The following is a 13,005-nucleotide window of genomic DNA, read 5'->3' on the forward strand; positions in this document are numbered from 1 at the left end:
CAGGAGCCGGGAACGCTTCCTGCATTCCTGCCACTTAGAGACTACCTGATCACAGGTATGGATTTGTCGATGTCAGTTGTTGACGACAACGGTAAATGGACTCATCTCTTTGGACTTAAGGAATACTTTATGTCTCTTTGCCCCCTCAAGAACTTTTTTGCTGCGCTGTGCATGCCTCAAAGACCCCCGGTAAGCGGTCCTTGCCCGCAAGAGCCGCCACCCCGGCCTTGCCCGCCGCCGCCCCGGCCTTGCTACGCAAAACCGCCTAGCCCTTGCTGGCCTGAGCCCAGTCCCACGAGGCCACTCCCTTGTTCAATGCGTTCGGCCGAGCCGCCCATGAGTATTGGTTATGGCGTGGCAACAACGACGACTTTTGTCGTGGGCGCTTTCCTGTAGTTATCTGGTTTAACCGCTGGAACGAATCTGCATGCCCTCCCGGTGAGGGCATCTTGCGGGTACTTGCAGTAGACTTCGCGGGTTTGATGTTGGCCACTGTCGCCGGGCCATCCATGTTGACGCGTCAGTTTCGATGGGTGGAACGACTTTGGGTCGTCACTCTTGAGGAAAACCTGCATGTTCGCCTGCATTCCAGCCCTGATGTTGCTACTGCTCGCCCCCGGTCCCACCAATACCTTGCTGTTTCGTGCCGGCGTATTGTTTGGCTATCGTGCGTCCTGGTGGTTGGCATTTGTCGAGTGCCTGGCTTACGTGCTTCAGGTTTCGATATGGGGTGTTGCACTGCTCTACCTGGCGGCCTATTCGCCTTGGGCGTCGAAGTTCACGCAATTGGCGGCGGCCGGATACCTGCTGTATGTCTCGTACAAGCTCTGGCAACGCAAAAACAGCACCGTCGACCCTGGCCGTGACCGCCTCAGTGGGTTGAGTTTCTTCTGGTTGACGCTGATGAACCCCAAGGGGCTGTTGATCGTGTCGTTCATTGCGCCGGCCGGTACCTTTGCCGCATGGCAAGGCTATGCCGGGTTCATGGCCACACTGGCATTGGTGGTGATACCGGTAGGGTCTGCGTGGATCGTATTCGGCAGTCGCTTCGAAGGGCTGCAAAAAGCCTGGCTGACACCCTTGAAGATCAACCGTGCGACGGCGCTGGCCATGGGGGGCTTTGCAACGTTGACGGTGGGGCGATTGGCTGAGTCGGTATTGCATTGAAGAAAGGCATGTCTCAATTTTCGTGGTTATTGAGATAGGTGGGGTTTTCTGCTGTACTCAAGTCTCAGAAATCAAAAATTGAGATTTTGATGATTAAACTGCCACCCAAGGTGCCGGAACGGGTTTTTGTTCTCATTGGCCAGGAGCCCCATCTTCAGCATCTATCTGACTATATGAAGCTGTCTCAGCCAACAGACAGTCGGGGCCGCTATTTGCACTTTGATCAGCTACGCCACCGTTTTCCTCAGCACTTGGATCCAGCGATATGCTGGGGGATCGTAAAGTACGAGCGCTCCCGTCTGTATCAGCAAATAGTGCCCGTAGGTACGCCTGAGGTCTGGTGCAACTTTGTATTAACGCCAACCGCACAACGCGTGGTCTCCACGGTCGACAGGTATGCCTCGACTGCCGCACTTGAGTACATGAGCAGCAAGGTCGGGAAGGCTGCTCATATAAAGTATTTGCTCAACGACCTGATCGAAGATGAGGCCATCAGTAGCAGCCAGTTGGAGGGCGCGGCAACCACGACGCTCGTTGCAAAAGATATGTTGAAGCGAGAGCGACTGCCCAGAACGCCAGATGAAAAAATGATCATCGGCAATTACCGAATGATGCGTTTCGCTTGGGATAAGAGAAACGAGCCGCTAAGTGTGGAGTTGATCGCGGACATGCACGAAGTAGGTGTTCAGGGCATTGACGATGATAAATATTCTCCTGGCAGCTTTCGTTTAAACGATGAGGTGGTTGTCCAGGATGGTGATGGCAATGTTGTGCATTCGCCACCTCCCGCAGAGGGGATCATCACTCGGCTGGAGCGGTTGGCTGATTGGATCAATACTTGTCACGACGATGCTACGGCCACCCGCTACCTGCATCCACTGATCAAAGGCATTTCTCTGCACTTTGCCTTGGGTTACGAGCATCCCTTTCGGGATGGCAATGGTCGTGTTGCGCGTGCGTTGTTTTATTGGTTCATGTTTAAAAGCGATTACGCGGCATTCAGGTATATCTCCATCAGTGTCTTGCTGAAGAATGCGGCTGTTCAATACGGTATGTCTTATCTGTATACGGAGACGGATGAACTCGATCTGACTTACTTCATCGACTATCAGTGCTCCATCGTGCAACGCGCAGTTGATGGATTTAAGCAGTCTTACGAGATAAGTGTCCGAGAGGCCGAGGAGTTTGAGCGTTGGTTGTGGGAGTCAGGACTTTATAAGGAACTGAATGAGAAACAAAAGACGGTATTTCAGGTCGCCAAGAGCGGTACCGCCAAACAGTTCACAGCCGTCAATGTGAAGGAAAATCTAGGCTGTTCTTACAATACGGCATCGGCCGTGCTGAACGGTCTTGTCGACTTGAATATATTTGTCAAAAAGAAGGTTGGCCGCGAATGGTTCTTTTCAATGCGAGACCAAGCAGAAATACAAAAGAACTGGTTAAAGACTTCTCATTGAGCGGCTTCCCGATGCCCACGTCTCGCTGAAACGTGGGCATCATAGCTATTACAAGGCGCCAAACACCTTCTTCGCCAGACTGGTGGCCGCAGCCGCCGGGTTCTTGCGAATCGTCTCTTCCTGCTGCGCAATCATCTTGAACAAACCATCCAGCGCCTGTTCGGTCACGTAGCTTTCGACGTTGGCGCTCTTGGCATCCACGGCGCCAAATGCGGCGGCCTTGCCTGCGAGGGCGTTGTACTGCTGGGCCACGCCGACCTTGTCGGTCGCGGCCTTGACGATCGGCAGGAACTTGGCGCGGATGGCTTCGCGGCTGCTTTTGTTCAGGTACTGGGTGGCGGAGTCCTGGCCGCCGCTGAGGATGCCCTTGGCGTCGGTCACGCTCATGTTCTTCACCGCGTTGACCAGGATCGGCTGGGCCTGGGTCACGGCGGTTTCAGCGGCTTTGTTCATGCTGTCTTCCAACTGCGTGACCTGGTCACCCATGCCGAACATTTTCAGCTTGTCGGCGACTTTGCCCAGCTTGCCCGGCAGGCCGATCTTCACTTCAGGGTTGTTGCTGAAACCACCGGGTACACCCAGTTGTTTCACGGCGATCTGTGCGCCTTGGGTCAGGGCGTCCTTGAGGCCGCCGCTGGCGTCGCCCTGGGACAGGCTACTGAGGTCCAGGGCCATGGCATTGGCGCCGAACAGCAGGCCGGCACACAGGGCAGTGAGGCGAAGGGAGTTGCGGAGCATGGGAGCGTCCTTATGTTCGAGTTCAGGGTGCTACGGCGTTCACGCGCACGCGCAGCGGCTGTGGATCCTGGCCGTTGAGCTGCACCGTGTGCCGTTCGGTGGTGATAAACAGTAGCTTGCCGTCCAGCTCGATGCGAGCGCTCACCGAATAACTGTGGCCTGGCTTGACCTGTGCGGGGTCGTAGGTCAGGTGAAACGGCAGCGGCACCTGGCCTTTGACCGGGCCTTTCTGCTCGGCCAGCGTCACCGCGGGCGCATCCGCCAGGGACACGTCCTGCAGGCTCACGCTCAAGGTGGCGGCGGGCGGCAGGGCAATGCGTTGCAGGTAGAACACCTCGCCGTCGAGGCTGGCCTTGGGCGCTGGATGCATGGATTGGCAGGCTCCGAGCAGGGCGGTGAGGCCCAGGAGAATGATCTTTTTCATGGTGCAGCTCCTTTTCAACGGCGCCAGCATCCAACTGGCGCCTTGTTCAATCTAGCGTGTTTCTTCCGCTTCCACCGGCGCTTCGGCTGCGCCATCCACACGGTGCAAGGCCACCTGGCGGATCGACAGGCGAATCTCCGCGGGCAACACGCGCTTGGCCGCGCCTTCGGCCAGTTCGCCGAGCAGGTCGTGGTAGCTCAACTTGCCGGCCTCGTCGCGGCGCAGCACATCTTGTTCCAGCAAGGTCTGGATGAAATGTCGGAAAAGGCTCTTGTCGAAGAATTCCGGGGCGTTGAGGCCATGCAGGATCGACAGGCGCTGGGCCATGATCGTGCACAGGTCTTCCAGTTCTTCGGCGCTGATGCTGTTCTGGCCGCTGTTGAGCAGCAGCGAGATCGCCATGTAGAAGCGTTGCAGGGTCTGGGCGATGGTCTTGGACAGCAGGGTCAGCAGCACGAAGTGCCGCGAGCTCGGTGCGGGGCGCAGGTACACGTTGTTTTCGAAGCGCAGCAGGCCCTGTTCGACGAACGCGTCCAGCCATTGATCGACCACCGTATCCAGCTCTTCCAGCGACCAGCGGATAAACAGCTCCGATTGCAGGTACGGGTACAGCGCGTGGGTATAGCGCAGGATCTGCTCGCGGCTCATCCGCGAGCTGCTCTGGAAGAAGCTGGCCAGCAGCGCCGGCAGGGCGAAGATGTGCAGCACGTTGTTGCGGTAGTAGGTCATCAGGACGGCGTTCTGCTCGTCCAGGTACAGAATCTTGCCCAAGGCATCGCTCTGCTCCGACAGCAGGTCCATGTCCTTGACGTGCTTGATCAGCGCCAGGCCGTCGCCTTCGGGCAAGGTGGTGTGGGGCGAATAAGGCACGCGGCGCAGCAGCGCCAGGTACAGGTCCAACTGGCGGGCCATGGCCTGTTCATCCAGGGCCAGGCGCGTGGTCGACAGCAGCGCCAGGGCCACCAGGTTCACCGGGTTCACGGCGGCCGCTTCGTTCAAGTGGCGGGCCACCTGTTCGCCGAGGCGGTTGGTGGTTTCGTTGAGCCAGGCCGGTTTGTAGTTCGGGCCCAGTTCCTGGGTGCGCCAGTCCGGTTGCTCGGCGTCGAGGAACTCGGCCAGCTTGATCGGCTCGCCGAAGTTGACCGCGACCTGGCCAAAGCGCTGCTTGAGCGCGCCGACCACTTTGAAAATATCGAAGATCGACTCTTTCTTCTTGCTCGCACCCCGCAGCTCACCGAGGTAGGTGCGGCCTTCGAGCACGCGCTCATAGCCGATATACACCGGCACGAACACGATCGGCATGCGCGAGGAGCGCAGGAAACTGCGCAGCGTAATCGCCAGCATCCCGGTCTTCGGCTGCAGCATGCGGCCGGTGCGCGAGCGTCCGCCTTCGACGAAGTACTCCACCGGGAAGCCCTTGGTGAACAAGGTGTGCAGGTATTCGTTGAACACCGAGGTGTACAGCGGGTTGCCCTTGAAGGTGCGGCGCATGAAAAACGCACCGCCACGGCGCAACAGGCTGCCGATCACCGGCATGTTCAGGTTGATGCCGGCGGCGATATGCGGCGGGGTCAGGCCGTTCTTGAACAGCAGGTAGGACAGCAGCAGGTAGTCGATATGGCTGCGGTGGCAGGGCACATAAATCACCTCGTAGCCCTGGGCAACCTGTTGCACGCCCTCGATGTTATTGACCTTGATGCCGTCGTAGATCTTGTTCCAGAACCAGCTCAGTACCACTTCCAGGAAGCGGATCGCGGTGTAGGTGTAGTCCGAGGCGATCTCGTTGCCGTAGCGCAGGGCCAGGGCCTTGGCTTTTTCCGGGCTGATTTTTTCCCGCTCGGCTTCGTCAAGGATGGCCTGGCGCACCAGCGGCATGTTGACCAGGCCTTTCACCAGATTGCGCCGGTGGGACAAATCGGGGCCGATCACCGCCGTCTTCAGGTTACGAAAGTGCACGCGCAGGATGCGTTGGGCCATGCGCACGGTGCGTTCGTGGCCTTTATTGTGCTCGATCAATTCACGCAGGTTGATGGGCGCGGAGAATTGCACGCGGGTCTTGCGCCCCAGGATCAGGATGCTCAACAACCGGCGTAGACGCCCGGTGACCGCCCAGCTGTCGGCAAACAGCAGTTTCCACGGGCTGGACTCGCTCGCAGGGGTTTGTCCCCAGAACACGCTGACCGGAATGATTTGTGCATTCTCTTCGGCGTGTTCGCTGAGGGTGTTGACCAGGCGGGTCAGGGTCGGCGGCGCGCCGCGCTTGTCCTGGCGCCCCAGCCAGTCCGGCTCGGGCGTGAGGTAGAAGAACGCCGCGGGTTCCATCAGCGGGCCTACCGATACCGGCAGTACCGGGCGCGGCAGGCCGGCCTTGGTGCACTCGGCATCGACCACGGCCAATTCGGTGAGGGAGGGCGATTGCAGGACGTAAAACACCGGCCGGCTGCGGTCCAGGTTGAGGGTAAGGGACGACTGGTTGATCGTCTCCGAGCGAACCCAGAGGTACAACAGTCGGCGCAAGGTGCCAAACACCAGACGGCGGAACGGGGAGCGGGTCATAGGCGAGCTGCTTCAAGTGGGAAAAACCGAGCAGGCGCTCGGGCGGGTAGTGTGCCGTATTCGCCGAAAATCGGCAAAAAAGCAGCGATGTAAACTTGAGTTGATCGTTTTTGAGCCTGTCTTATACTCGGCAGTTCAACGCGATCGGCTCAACAATAACAATCAAGTGGGAGTGAACAGATGGCAACGCGCGAGACAGGCAATGTGAAGTGGTTCAACGACGCCAAGGGCTATGGCTTTATCCAGCGTGAAGATGGCAAGGATGTGTTTGTGCACTACCGCGCCATTCGCGGCGACGGCCACCGTTCGTTGGCCGAGGGCCAGCAGGTGGAATACGCCGTGGTAAGCGGCGAGAAGGGGTTGCAGGCGGAGGATGTGGTCGGTCTGTAAGTTCACCACTGAACCCATGTGGGAGGGGGCTTGCTCCCGATGGCAGAGTGTCAGTCACTGAATACATTGGCTGATACACCGCTATCGGGGCAAGCCCCCTCCCACATTTGACTGGGTTCGCAATTCAGGCTCAGGCAGTTTTCCAGGTGATCTGCTCTTCACCGTCCGCGCTGATGCGAATCCAGGTGTCGGCGCTTTCCTCACCTTCTTCCTCGACCCAGCTCCCCGGTGCGCAGCGCACTTCCACGTTCAGCGCAGCAAACGCAGCGCGGGCGCAGGCAATGTCGTCTTCCCACGGCGTCTGGTCACTTTCCAGGTACAGGCTGTTCCACTTGCCTACGGCTTTCGGCAGCCAGGTGACGGGCACATTGCCGGCCTTGCACTTGTAGGTCTGGCCACGCTGGACCCAGTCGCTGCAAGTGCCCAGGGCAGCGCCCAGCCAGGCGGCGATGGCCTTGTAGTCGACGTCGGCGTCCTTCAGGTAAATCTCGATATCGGGTTGGCGCATGGATATTCCTCGTTGCGGGATTCGAAAATCCATTCGCGGATGGTTAAAAGTCGGTTATTGAAGCACGAAATAATCGTAGCGCATCGACACCGTGACCAGCAGCGGCTCGGCCGCCTCGATCACCTCGGCACGGCGTTCGGCACTGGCGCGCCAGCCGTGGGGGGTCATGGCCAGCAGGTTGGCGCGGTCCTGGGGCTCGGCCAGGCTTAACTTGAATTCCAGGGTTTCACTGTGGGCCAGGCTCATGCCGTCCGGCACCAGGGCCAGGTGCTTGTCGTCGGTGTACTCGCGCACTTCGTCGTACAGGCGCTCGCGCAGTTCCATCAGGTGGCCGCTGGTCGGGCCGACCTTCATCAGGCCGCCGCCGGGACTGAGCAGGCGCTTGGCCTCTTGCCAATCCAACGGGCTGAACACACTGGCGAGGAACTGGCAGCTGGCGTCGGCCAACGGCACGCGGGCCATGCTGGCGATCAACCAGGTCAGCGCCGGGTCGCGTTTGCACGCGCGCTTGACCGCTTCCTTGGAAATGTCCAGGGCGTAGCCATCGGCATGGGGCAGGGCCGCGGCGATTTGCGCGGTGTAGTAACCCTCGCCGCAACCGATGTCCACCCAGCGCTGCGGTGCGCGTTCGGCGGCCAGCTCGGCCAGGCGCCTGGCCACCGGGGCGTAGTGCCCGGCGTTGAGAAAGTCACGGCGCGCCTCGACCATCGCCAGGTTGTCGCCCGGGTCGCGGCTGTTCTTGTGCTGCACCGGCAGCAGGTTCAGGTAGCCCTGGCGCGCGCGGTCGAAACGGTGCCCGGCCGGGCACGCCACGCCATTGTCCACCGCGTTGAGCGGGGCGCTGCAAATCGGGCAGGCCAGCATCAGGCGAGCAACTTGATCAGGGTCTGGTAATAGATTTCAGTCAGCACATCGAGGTCGCTGGCCAGGATCCGCTCGTTGACCTGGTGGATCGTCGCGTTCACCGGGCCCAACTCGACCACCTGGGTGCCGAGGGTCGCAATGAAGCGCCCATCGGAGGTACCGCCACTGGTGGAGGCCTGGGTCTCACGCCCGGTGATCGCCTTGATGCTGGCCGACACCGCATCGAGCAACGCGCCCGGCTCGGTGAGGAACGGCAGGCCAGACAGCGCCCACTCCACATGCCAGTCCAGGCCATGCTTGTCGAGAATCGCCGCAACGCGCTGTTGCAGGCCTTCGACCGTGGATTCGGTGGAAAAACGGAAGTTGAACACCGCCGTCAGGTCACCCGGAATCACGTTGGTGGCGCCGGTGCCAGAGTTGAGGTTGGAGATCTGGAAGCTGGTCGGCGGGAAGAAGGCGTTGCCGTTGTCCCAGTGCTCGGCGGCCAGTTCGGCCAGGGCCGGTGCGGCCAGGTGGATCGGGTTCTTCGCCAGGTGCGGGTAGGCCACATGGCCCTGTACGCCGCGCACGGTCAGGGTGGCACCGAGGGAGCCGCGACGGCCGTTCTTGACCACGTCACCCACCAGGGTGGTGCTCGACGGTTCGCCGACGATGCACCAGTCCAGGCGTTCCTTGCGCGCGGCCAGGCGTTCGATCACGGCCTTGGTGCCATGGTGTGCCGGGCCTTCCTCATCGCTGGTGATCAGGAACGCGACCGAGCCCTTGTGGTCCGGGTAGTCGCTGACGAAGCGCTCGGCCGCCACCAGCATGGCGGCCAGGCTGCCCTTCATGTCGGCCGCGCCACGCCCGCAGAGCATGCCGTTTTCGTCGATCAATGCGTCGAACGGGTCGTTCTGCCAGGCTTGCACCGGACCGGTGGGGACCACGTCGGTGTGGCCGGCGAAGCACAGCACCGGGCCGTCATGCTTGCCATGGGTGGCCCAGAAGTTGTCCACGTCCTCGATGCGCATCGGCTCCAGCGCAAAACCGGCGTCGCCCAGGCGCTGCATCATCAGCTTCTGGCAATCGGCGTCGATCGGCGTGACCGAGGGACGACGGATCAGGTCGATGGCAAGTTGAAGGGTCGGCGAAAGGTCGGCATGGGCCGTCATGGGAAAACTCCGGGAAGCATGTCTGGAAGAGCGGGGCGGGCGGACAAAACGGCCGTTATCTTATAGCAAAACGGCGGCCAGAGGCCGCCGTTTAGTGCATTGCGCAAGTTTTTAAGCCACAGGTGCAGGCTCAGGTGCCACGGCCGGTTTCGGCAGCGACGACAGGAACGCCATGATCAACGCCGCCACATACGGCAGCGATTGCACCAGCAGCATCACCACCCAGAAACGTATGTCGTTGCTCGGCAGGCCCTGCACCAGGTAGATCCCCAGTGCCGCGCCCCACAACAGCAGCATGATGAACATTTCTTCGCGGGCTTCGGAAATCGCTACCCAGAAGCCGTGGTTATCCGCGTTTTTCGGGGTACGAAAGAATGGAATGCTGGTGGTGAAGAAGCCATACAGCACCGCCTTGGCAATGGTGTGGGACAACGCCAGGCCAGCCAGGGCGGCGCAGAATGCATCCTTGAGGTTCACACCTACCGCGCGGCGGTAGAGGAAGATGATCTTGCCCACCTTGAACACGAACAACGCCAACGGCGGGATCGCGAAAATCAACAGCGGTGGGTCGACCCGCGTCGGCACGATGATCATCGCCGCCGACCACAACAGCGCGCCGACGGTGAAGAAGATGTTCATGCCATCCGCCACCCACGGCAACCAGCCCGCGAGGAAGTGGTAGCGCTGGCCACGGGTCAGCTCGGTGTCTTTGCCGCGCAGCAGGCTGGCGGTGTGACGCTTGATGATCTGGATCGCGCCATAGGCCCAGCGGAAACGCTGTTTCTTGAAGTCGATAAAGGTATCCGGCATCAGGCCCTTGCCGTAGCTGTCGTGGTAGTACGCCGCCGACAGGCCTTTCTCGAATACCCGCAGGCCGAGTTCGGCGTCTTCGCAGATGCACCAGTCGGCCCAGCCCAGTTCCTCGAGCACCGAGCGACGGGTCATGGTCATGGTGCCGTGCTGGATGATCGCGTCGCGGTCGTTACGGGTGACCATGCCGATATGGAAGAAGCCTTTGTATTCGGCGTAGCAGAGCTTCTTGAAGGTGCTTTCGTTCTGGTCGCGGTAGTCCTGCGGCGACTGCACCACGGCGATTTTCGGGTCGGCGAAGTGCGGCACCATGTGCTTGAGCCAGTTCGGCGACACGCAGTAGTCCGAGTCGATCACCGCGATCACTTCGGCATCCTTGGCGGTGTGCGGGATCAGGTAGTTCAGTGCACCGCCCTTGAAACCGGCCAGGGGGGCGACGTGGAAAAACTTGAAGCGCGGGCCCAGGGTTTCGCAGTAGTCGCGCACCGGTTCCCATACCGCCGGGTCCTTGGTGTTGTTGTCGATGATCAGGACTTCGTAGTCCGGGTAATCGAGGGCGGCCAGGGCGTCGAGGGTCTGTTTGACCATCTCTGGCGGCTCGTTGTAGCACGGCACATGGATCGACACTTTCGGGCGGTAGTCCGATTCCCCTTCCACCGGCAGGAATTCACGCCGGCGCTTGTGGGTCCATACCGCTTCCGCCAGTTCGTGGGCTTCGGTCAGCAACACAATGAACACGCCCAGGGCGCCCAGGGCCAACAAGATGCCGACGGTCACGCTGAACCAGGTGCTGTATTGCTGGCTGTAGTCGTAGCCGATCCACACCAGTACCGAACCGCAGAGGAACGCGATAAAGGTCAGGAAGGTGCGGCCACGCTGGCGCAGGGATGAGCCGTCGATCATCAGCAGGGTCAGGGACAGCAAGGCGAGCACCACCGAGCCGATCGCCAGGACGCGCCACTGCGGGATTGCCACCACCGGCCCTTCGAAGTTAAATTTCTGCTGGCGCGCGGCGTTGTAGACGCCCCAATACGCGCCGGCCGAGCCTTCGTCGCTGACCTTCCACGGCTGGTCGAAGGCCTCGATCACGAAGTAGTTGTAGCCCTGGCGGTTCAGCTTGTTCACCAGCGTACGCAGGTAAATGGCCTGGTCTGCCGGGGACGTTTCATTCCCGCCGCGCATACGGCCGTTACTTGGCCAGCCCACTTCCGACAACAGCAGCGGCTTTTTCGGGAACAGTTTCTTCAGGTCCCTGGCGCGGTCGAGTACGTACTGGCCGGCCTTGTCCATCGGGATGTATTCCCAGAACGGCAGGATGTGCGCGGCGATCAGGTCGACGTGCTTGGCCAGTTGCGGGTTCTTTTCCCAGATATGCCATTGCTCGGAGGTCGTCACCGGGACTTTCACGGCGGCGCGCACTCGGTCCAGCAGCACAATCAGCGCTTCAGGGGTGATCTCTTCACGGAACAGGGCTTCGTTACCGACCACGACCCGCACGACACTGCGCGAGCTGTTGGCGATCTCGATGGCGCGCTGGACTTCGCGCTCGTTACGCTCCAGGTCCGGGCTGATCCAGATCCCCAGGGTTACGCGCAGGCCGAACTCTTCGGCCAGCTTGGGAATGTCCCCCAGCGTGCCGTCGACCGAGTAGGTGCGGATGTTATCCGTCAGCTTGCTCATGATCTCCAGATCGCGACGCATCTGCTCGTCGGTGGGGTACTGGTTTTTCTGCGGGTACTGGCCTTGCTGGAACGGCGAGTAGGAAAAACCGGAGATCTGCTCGGGCCAGTTGGGAGCAGTGACCGGGCGGTTGATCAGCGCCCAGAAGCCGGTGAACAGCGCGGCAATTGCCAGCACTATCACCAGGTTGAGTCCAAATTTACGCGATGCCATGGTTATGTCGGGTTCCAAAGGGTGTGGAACGAAAAGAGGTGTCGGCCTGCACCGAACGGCGCGCATCCTACACCGGCCTTTCCCTGACCGTACAGCAAGCCGAGAAAAACCGGACATTGGGCAGCGAAAGTACATCTAAGTTCTTAACTTGTAGCTTGTAGCTTAAAACTTGTCGCTGCGTAGTCCTATAATGCGCGCCGGTTTTTGGGGTAATGGTCATGAGTACAGAAGATCCGCGGTTTGCAGGCGTCGCCCGCTTGTATGGCATTGAAGGCCTGGAGCGCTTGAAAGCGGCCCATGTGGCGATCGTCGGCGTCGGCGGCGTCGGCTCCTGGGCGGCGGAAGCCATGGCCCGTTGCGGAGTGGGCGAGATTTCGCTGTTCGACCTGGACGACGTCTGCGTCAGCAACAGCAACCGCCAGTTGCACGCCTTGGACAGCACCGTGGGCAAGCCCAAGGTCGAGGTGATGGCCGAGCGCCTGCGCGCGATCAACCCGGATTGCACGGTGCATGCGGTGGCGGATTTCGTCACCCGCGACACCATGGCCGAGTACATCACGCCCAACATCGATTGCGTGATCGACTGCATCGACGCCGTCAATGCCAAGGCCGCGCTGATTGCCTGGTGCAAGCGCCGCAAGATCCAGATCATCACCACCGGTGGCGCCGGTGGGCAGATCGACCCGACGCTGATCCAGGTCTGCGACCTGAACCGCACCTTTAATGACCCCTTGGCGTCGAAAGTGCGCTCCACCTTGCGCCGTGACTACGGCTTTTCCCGCACCGTGACCCGCCATTACAGCGTGCCGTGCGTGTTTTCCACCGAGCAACTGCGCTACCCCAAGCCGGATGGCAGCATCTGCCTGCAGAAGAGTTTTGTCGGTGATGGGGTGAAGCTGGACTGCGCCGGCGGGTTTGGCGCGGTGATGATGGTGACGGCGACTTTCGGCATGGTCGCGGCGACCAAGGCGGTGGACAAGATTGTGGCCGGGGTGCGTAGGCCCTCGGAGCGGGTCAAGCCCGCCTGAGTCTCAGAACGTTACACGG

11 protein-coding genes are annotated in these 13,005 nt (G+C 60.6%); 4 read left to right on the top strand and 7 right to left on the bottom strand.

The features are described from left to right. Positions 1-573 precede the first annotated feature (573 nt). On the top strand, positions 574-1,167 hold the full coding sequence (locus C8K58_RS16620; protein WP_092356443.1) for a LysE family translocator: 594 nt from the start codon (positions 574-576) through the stop codon (positions 1,165-1,167). A 92-nt stretch (positions 1,168-1,259) separates the two neighbouring features. Then, positions 1,260-2,624, top strand: coding sequence for a Fic family protein (locus tag C8K58_RS16625; protein WP_371921654.1), 1,365 nt, complete (start codon positions 1,260-1,262; stop codon positions 2,622-2,624). A gap of 48 nt (positions 2,625-2,672) precedes the next feature. Here C8K58_RS16625 and C8K58_RS16630 read toward each other — a convergent pair whose 3' ends face one another. The 3 genes from C8K58_RS16630 to plsB are packed head-to-tail and all read right to left on the bottom strand — an operon-like array spanning position 2,673 to position 6,342. Further along, positions 2,673-3,362 (bottom strand): DUF4197 domain-containing protein, encoded by a 690-nt coding sequence (locus C8K58_RS16630; protein WP_065926472.1) that lies wholly within the window; start codon positions 3,360-3,362, stop codon positions 2,673-2,675. 22 nt (positions 3,363-3,384) lie between these two features. Then, positions 3,385-3,786, bottom strand: coding sequence for a YbaY family lipoprotein (locus C8K58_RS16635; protein ID WP_027604494.1), 402 nt, complete (start codon positions 3,784-3,786; stop codon positions 3,385-3,387). A gap of 51 nt (positions 3,787-3,837) precedes the next feature. Further along, positions 3,838-6,342: a glycerol-3-phosphate 1-O-acyltransferase PlsB gene (plsB, locus tag C8K58_RS16640; RefSeq protein ID WP_027604493.1), complete on the bottom strand. Its 2,505-nt coding sequence runs from the start codon at positions 6,340-6,342 to the stop codon at positions 3,838-3,840. Positions 6,343-6,522: 180 nt separating this feature from the next. On the opposite strand from plsB, the gene C8K58_RS16645 reads away from it, so the two are divergent. After that, positions 6,523-6,732: a cold shock domain-containing protein gene (locus C8K58_RS16645; protein WP_017529713.1), complete on the top strand. Its 210-nt coding sequence runs from the start codon at positions 6,523-6,525 to the stop codon at positions 6,730-6,732. A 130-nt stretch (positions 6,733-6,862) separates the two neighbouring features. On the opposite strand, the gene C8K58_RS16650 is transcribed toward C8K58_RS16645, so the two are convergent. From C8K58_RS16650 to C8K58_RS16665, 4 genes are all read right to left on the bottom strand, one after another. Continuing rightward, positions 6,863-7,240, bottom strand: coding sequence for a hypothetical protein (locus C8K58_RS16650; RefSeq protein WP_108573944.1), 378 nt, complete (start codon positions 7,238-7,240; stop codon positions 6,863-6,865). Between the two features lie 54 nt (positions 7,241-7,294). Next, the gene (locus tag C8K58_RS16655; protein ID WP_027604491.1) at positions 7,295-8,104 is read right to left on the bottom strand and encodes a putative RNA methyltransferase; all 810 of its coding nucleotides are present in this window, start codon (positions 8,102-8,104) and stop codon (positions 7,295-7,297) included. Next, on the bottom strand, positions 8,104-9,255 hold the full coding sequence (dapE, locus tag C8K58_RS16660) for a succinyl-diaminopimelate desuccinylase (protein ID WP_027604490.1): 1,152 nt from the start codon (positions 9,253-9,255) through the stop codon (positions 8,104-8,106). The genes C8K58_RS16655 and dapE overlap by 1 nt, the downstream gene beginning before the upstream one ends. A 111-nt stretch (positions 9,256-9,366) precedes the next feature. After that, on the bottom strand, positions 9,367-11,958 hold the full coding sequence (locus tag C8K58_RS16665) for a glycosyltransferase (RefSeq protein ID WP_027604489.1): 2,592 nt from the start codon (positions 11,956-11,958) through the stop codon (positions 9,367-9,369). Between the two features lie 218 nt (positions 11,959-12,176). On the opposite strand from C8K58_RS16665, the gene tcdA reads away from it, so the two are divergent. Next, positions 12,177-12,986, top strand: a complete 810-nt coding sequence (gene tcdA / locus C8K58_RS16670; protein WP_027604488.1) for a tRNA cyclic N6-threonylcarbamoyladenosine(37) synthase TcdA — start codon at positions 12,177-12,179, stop codon at positions 12,984-12,986. The last annotated feature ends 19 nt before the right edge of the window (positions 12,987-13,005 follow it).

Origin of the sequence: Pseudomonas sp. GV047 (assembly GCF_003058245.1) — a bacterium.
Classification (GTDB): Bacteria; Pseudomonadota; Gammaproteobacteria; order Pseudomonadales; family Pseudomonadaceae; genus Aquipseudomonas; species Aquipseudomonas marginalis.

Coding starts and splice junctions, on each gene's coding strand:
- C8K58_RS16620 (WP_092356443.1), top strand. CDS start 574: ATGTTCGCCTGCATTCCAGCCCTGATGTTGCTACTGCTCGCCCCCGGT.
- C8K58_RS16630 (WP_065926472.1), bottom strand. CDS start 3,362: ATGCTCCGCAACTCCCTTCGCCTCACTGCCCTGTGTGCCGGCCTGCTG.
- C8K58_RS16635 (WP_027604494.1), bottom strand. CDS start 3,786: ATGAAAAAGATCATTCTCCTGGGCCTCACCGCCCTGCTCGGAGCCTGC.
- plsB (WP_027604493.1), bottom strand. CDS start 6,342: ATGACCCGCTCCCCGTTCCGCCGTCTGGTGTTTGGCACCTTGCGCCGA.
- C8K58_RS16645 (WP_017529713.1), top strand. CDS start 6,523: ATGGCAACGCGCGAGACAGGCAATGTGAAGTGGTTCAACGACGCCAAG.
- C8K58_RS16650 (WP_108573944.1), bottom strand. CDS start 7,240: ATGCGCCAACCCGATATCGAGATTTACCTGAAGGACGCCGACGTCGAC.
- C8K58_RS16655 (WP_027604491.1), bottom strand. CDS start 8,104: ATGCTGGCCTGCCCGATTTGCAGCGCCCCGCTCAACGCGGTGGACAAT.
- dapE (WP_027604490.1), bottom strand. CDS start 9,255: ATGACGGCCCATGCCGACCTTTCGCCGACCCTTCAACTTGCCATCGAC.
- C8K58_RS16665 (WP_027604489.1), bottom strand. CDS start 11,958: ATGGCATCGCGTAAATTTGGACTCAACCTGGTGATAGTGCTGGCAATT.
- tcdA (WP_027604488.1), top strand. CDS start 12,177: ATGAGTACAGAAGATCCGCGGTTTGCAGGCGTCGCCCGCTTGTATGGC.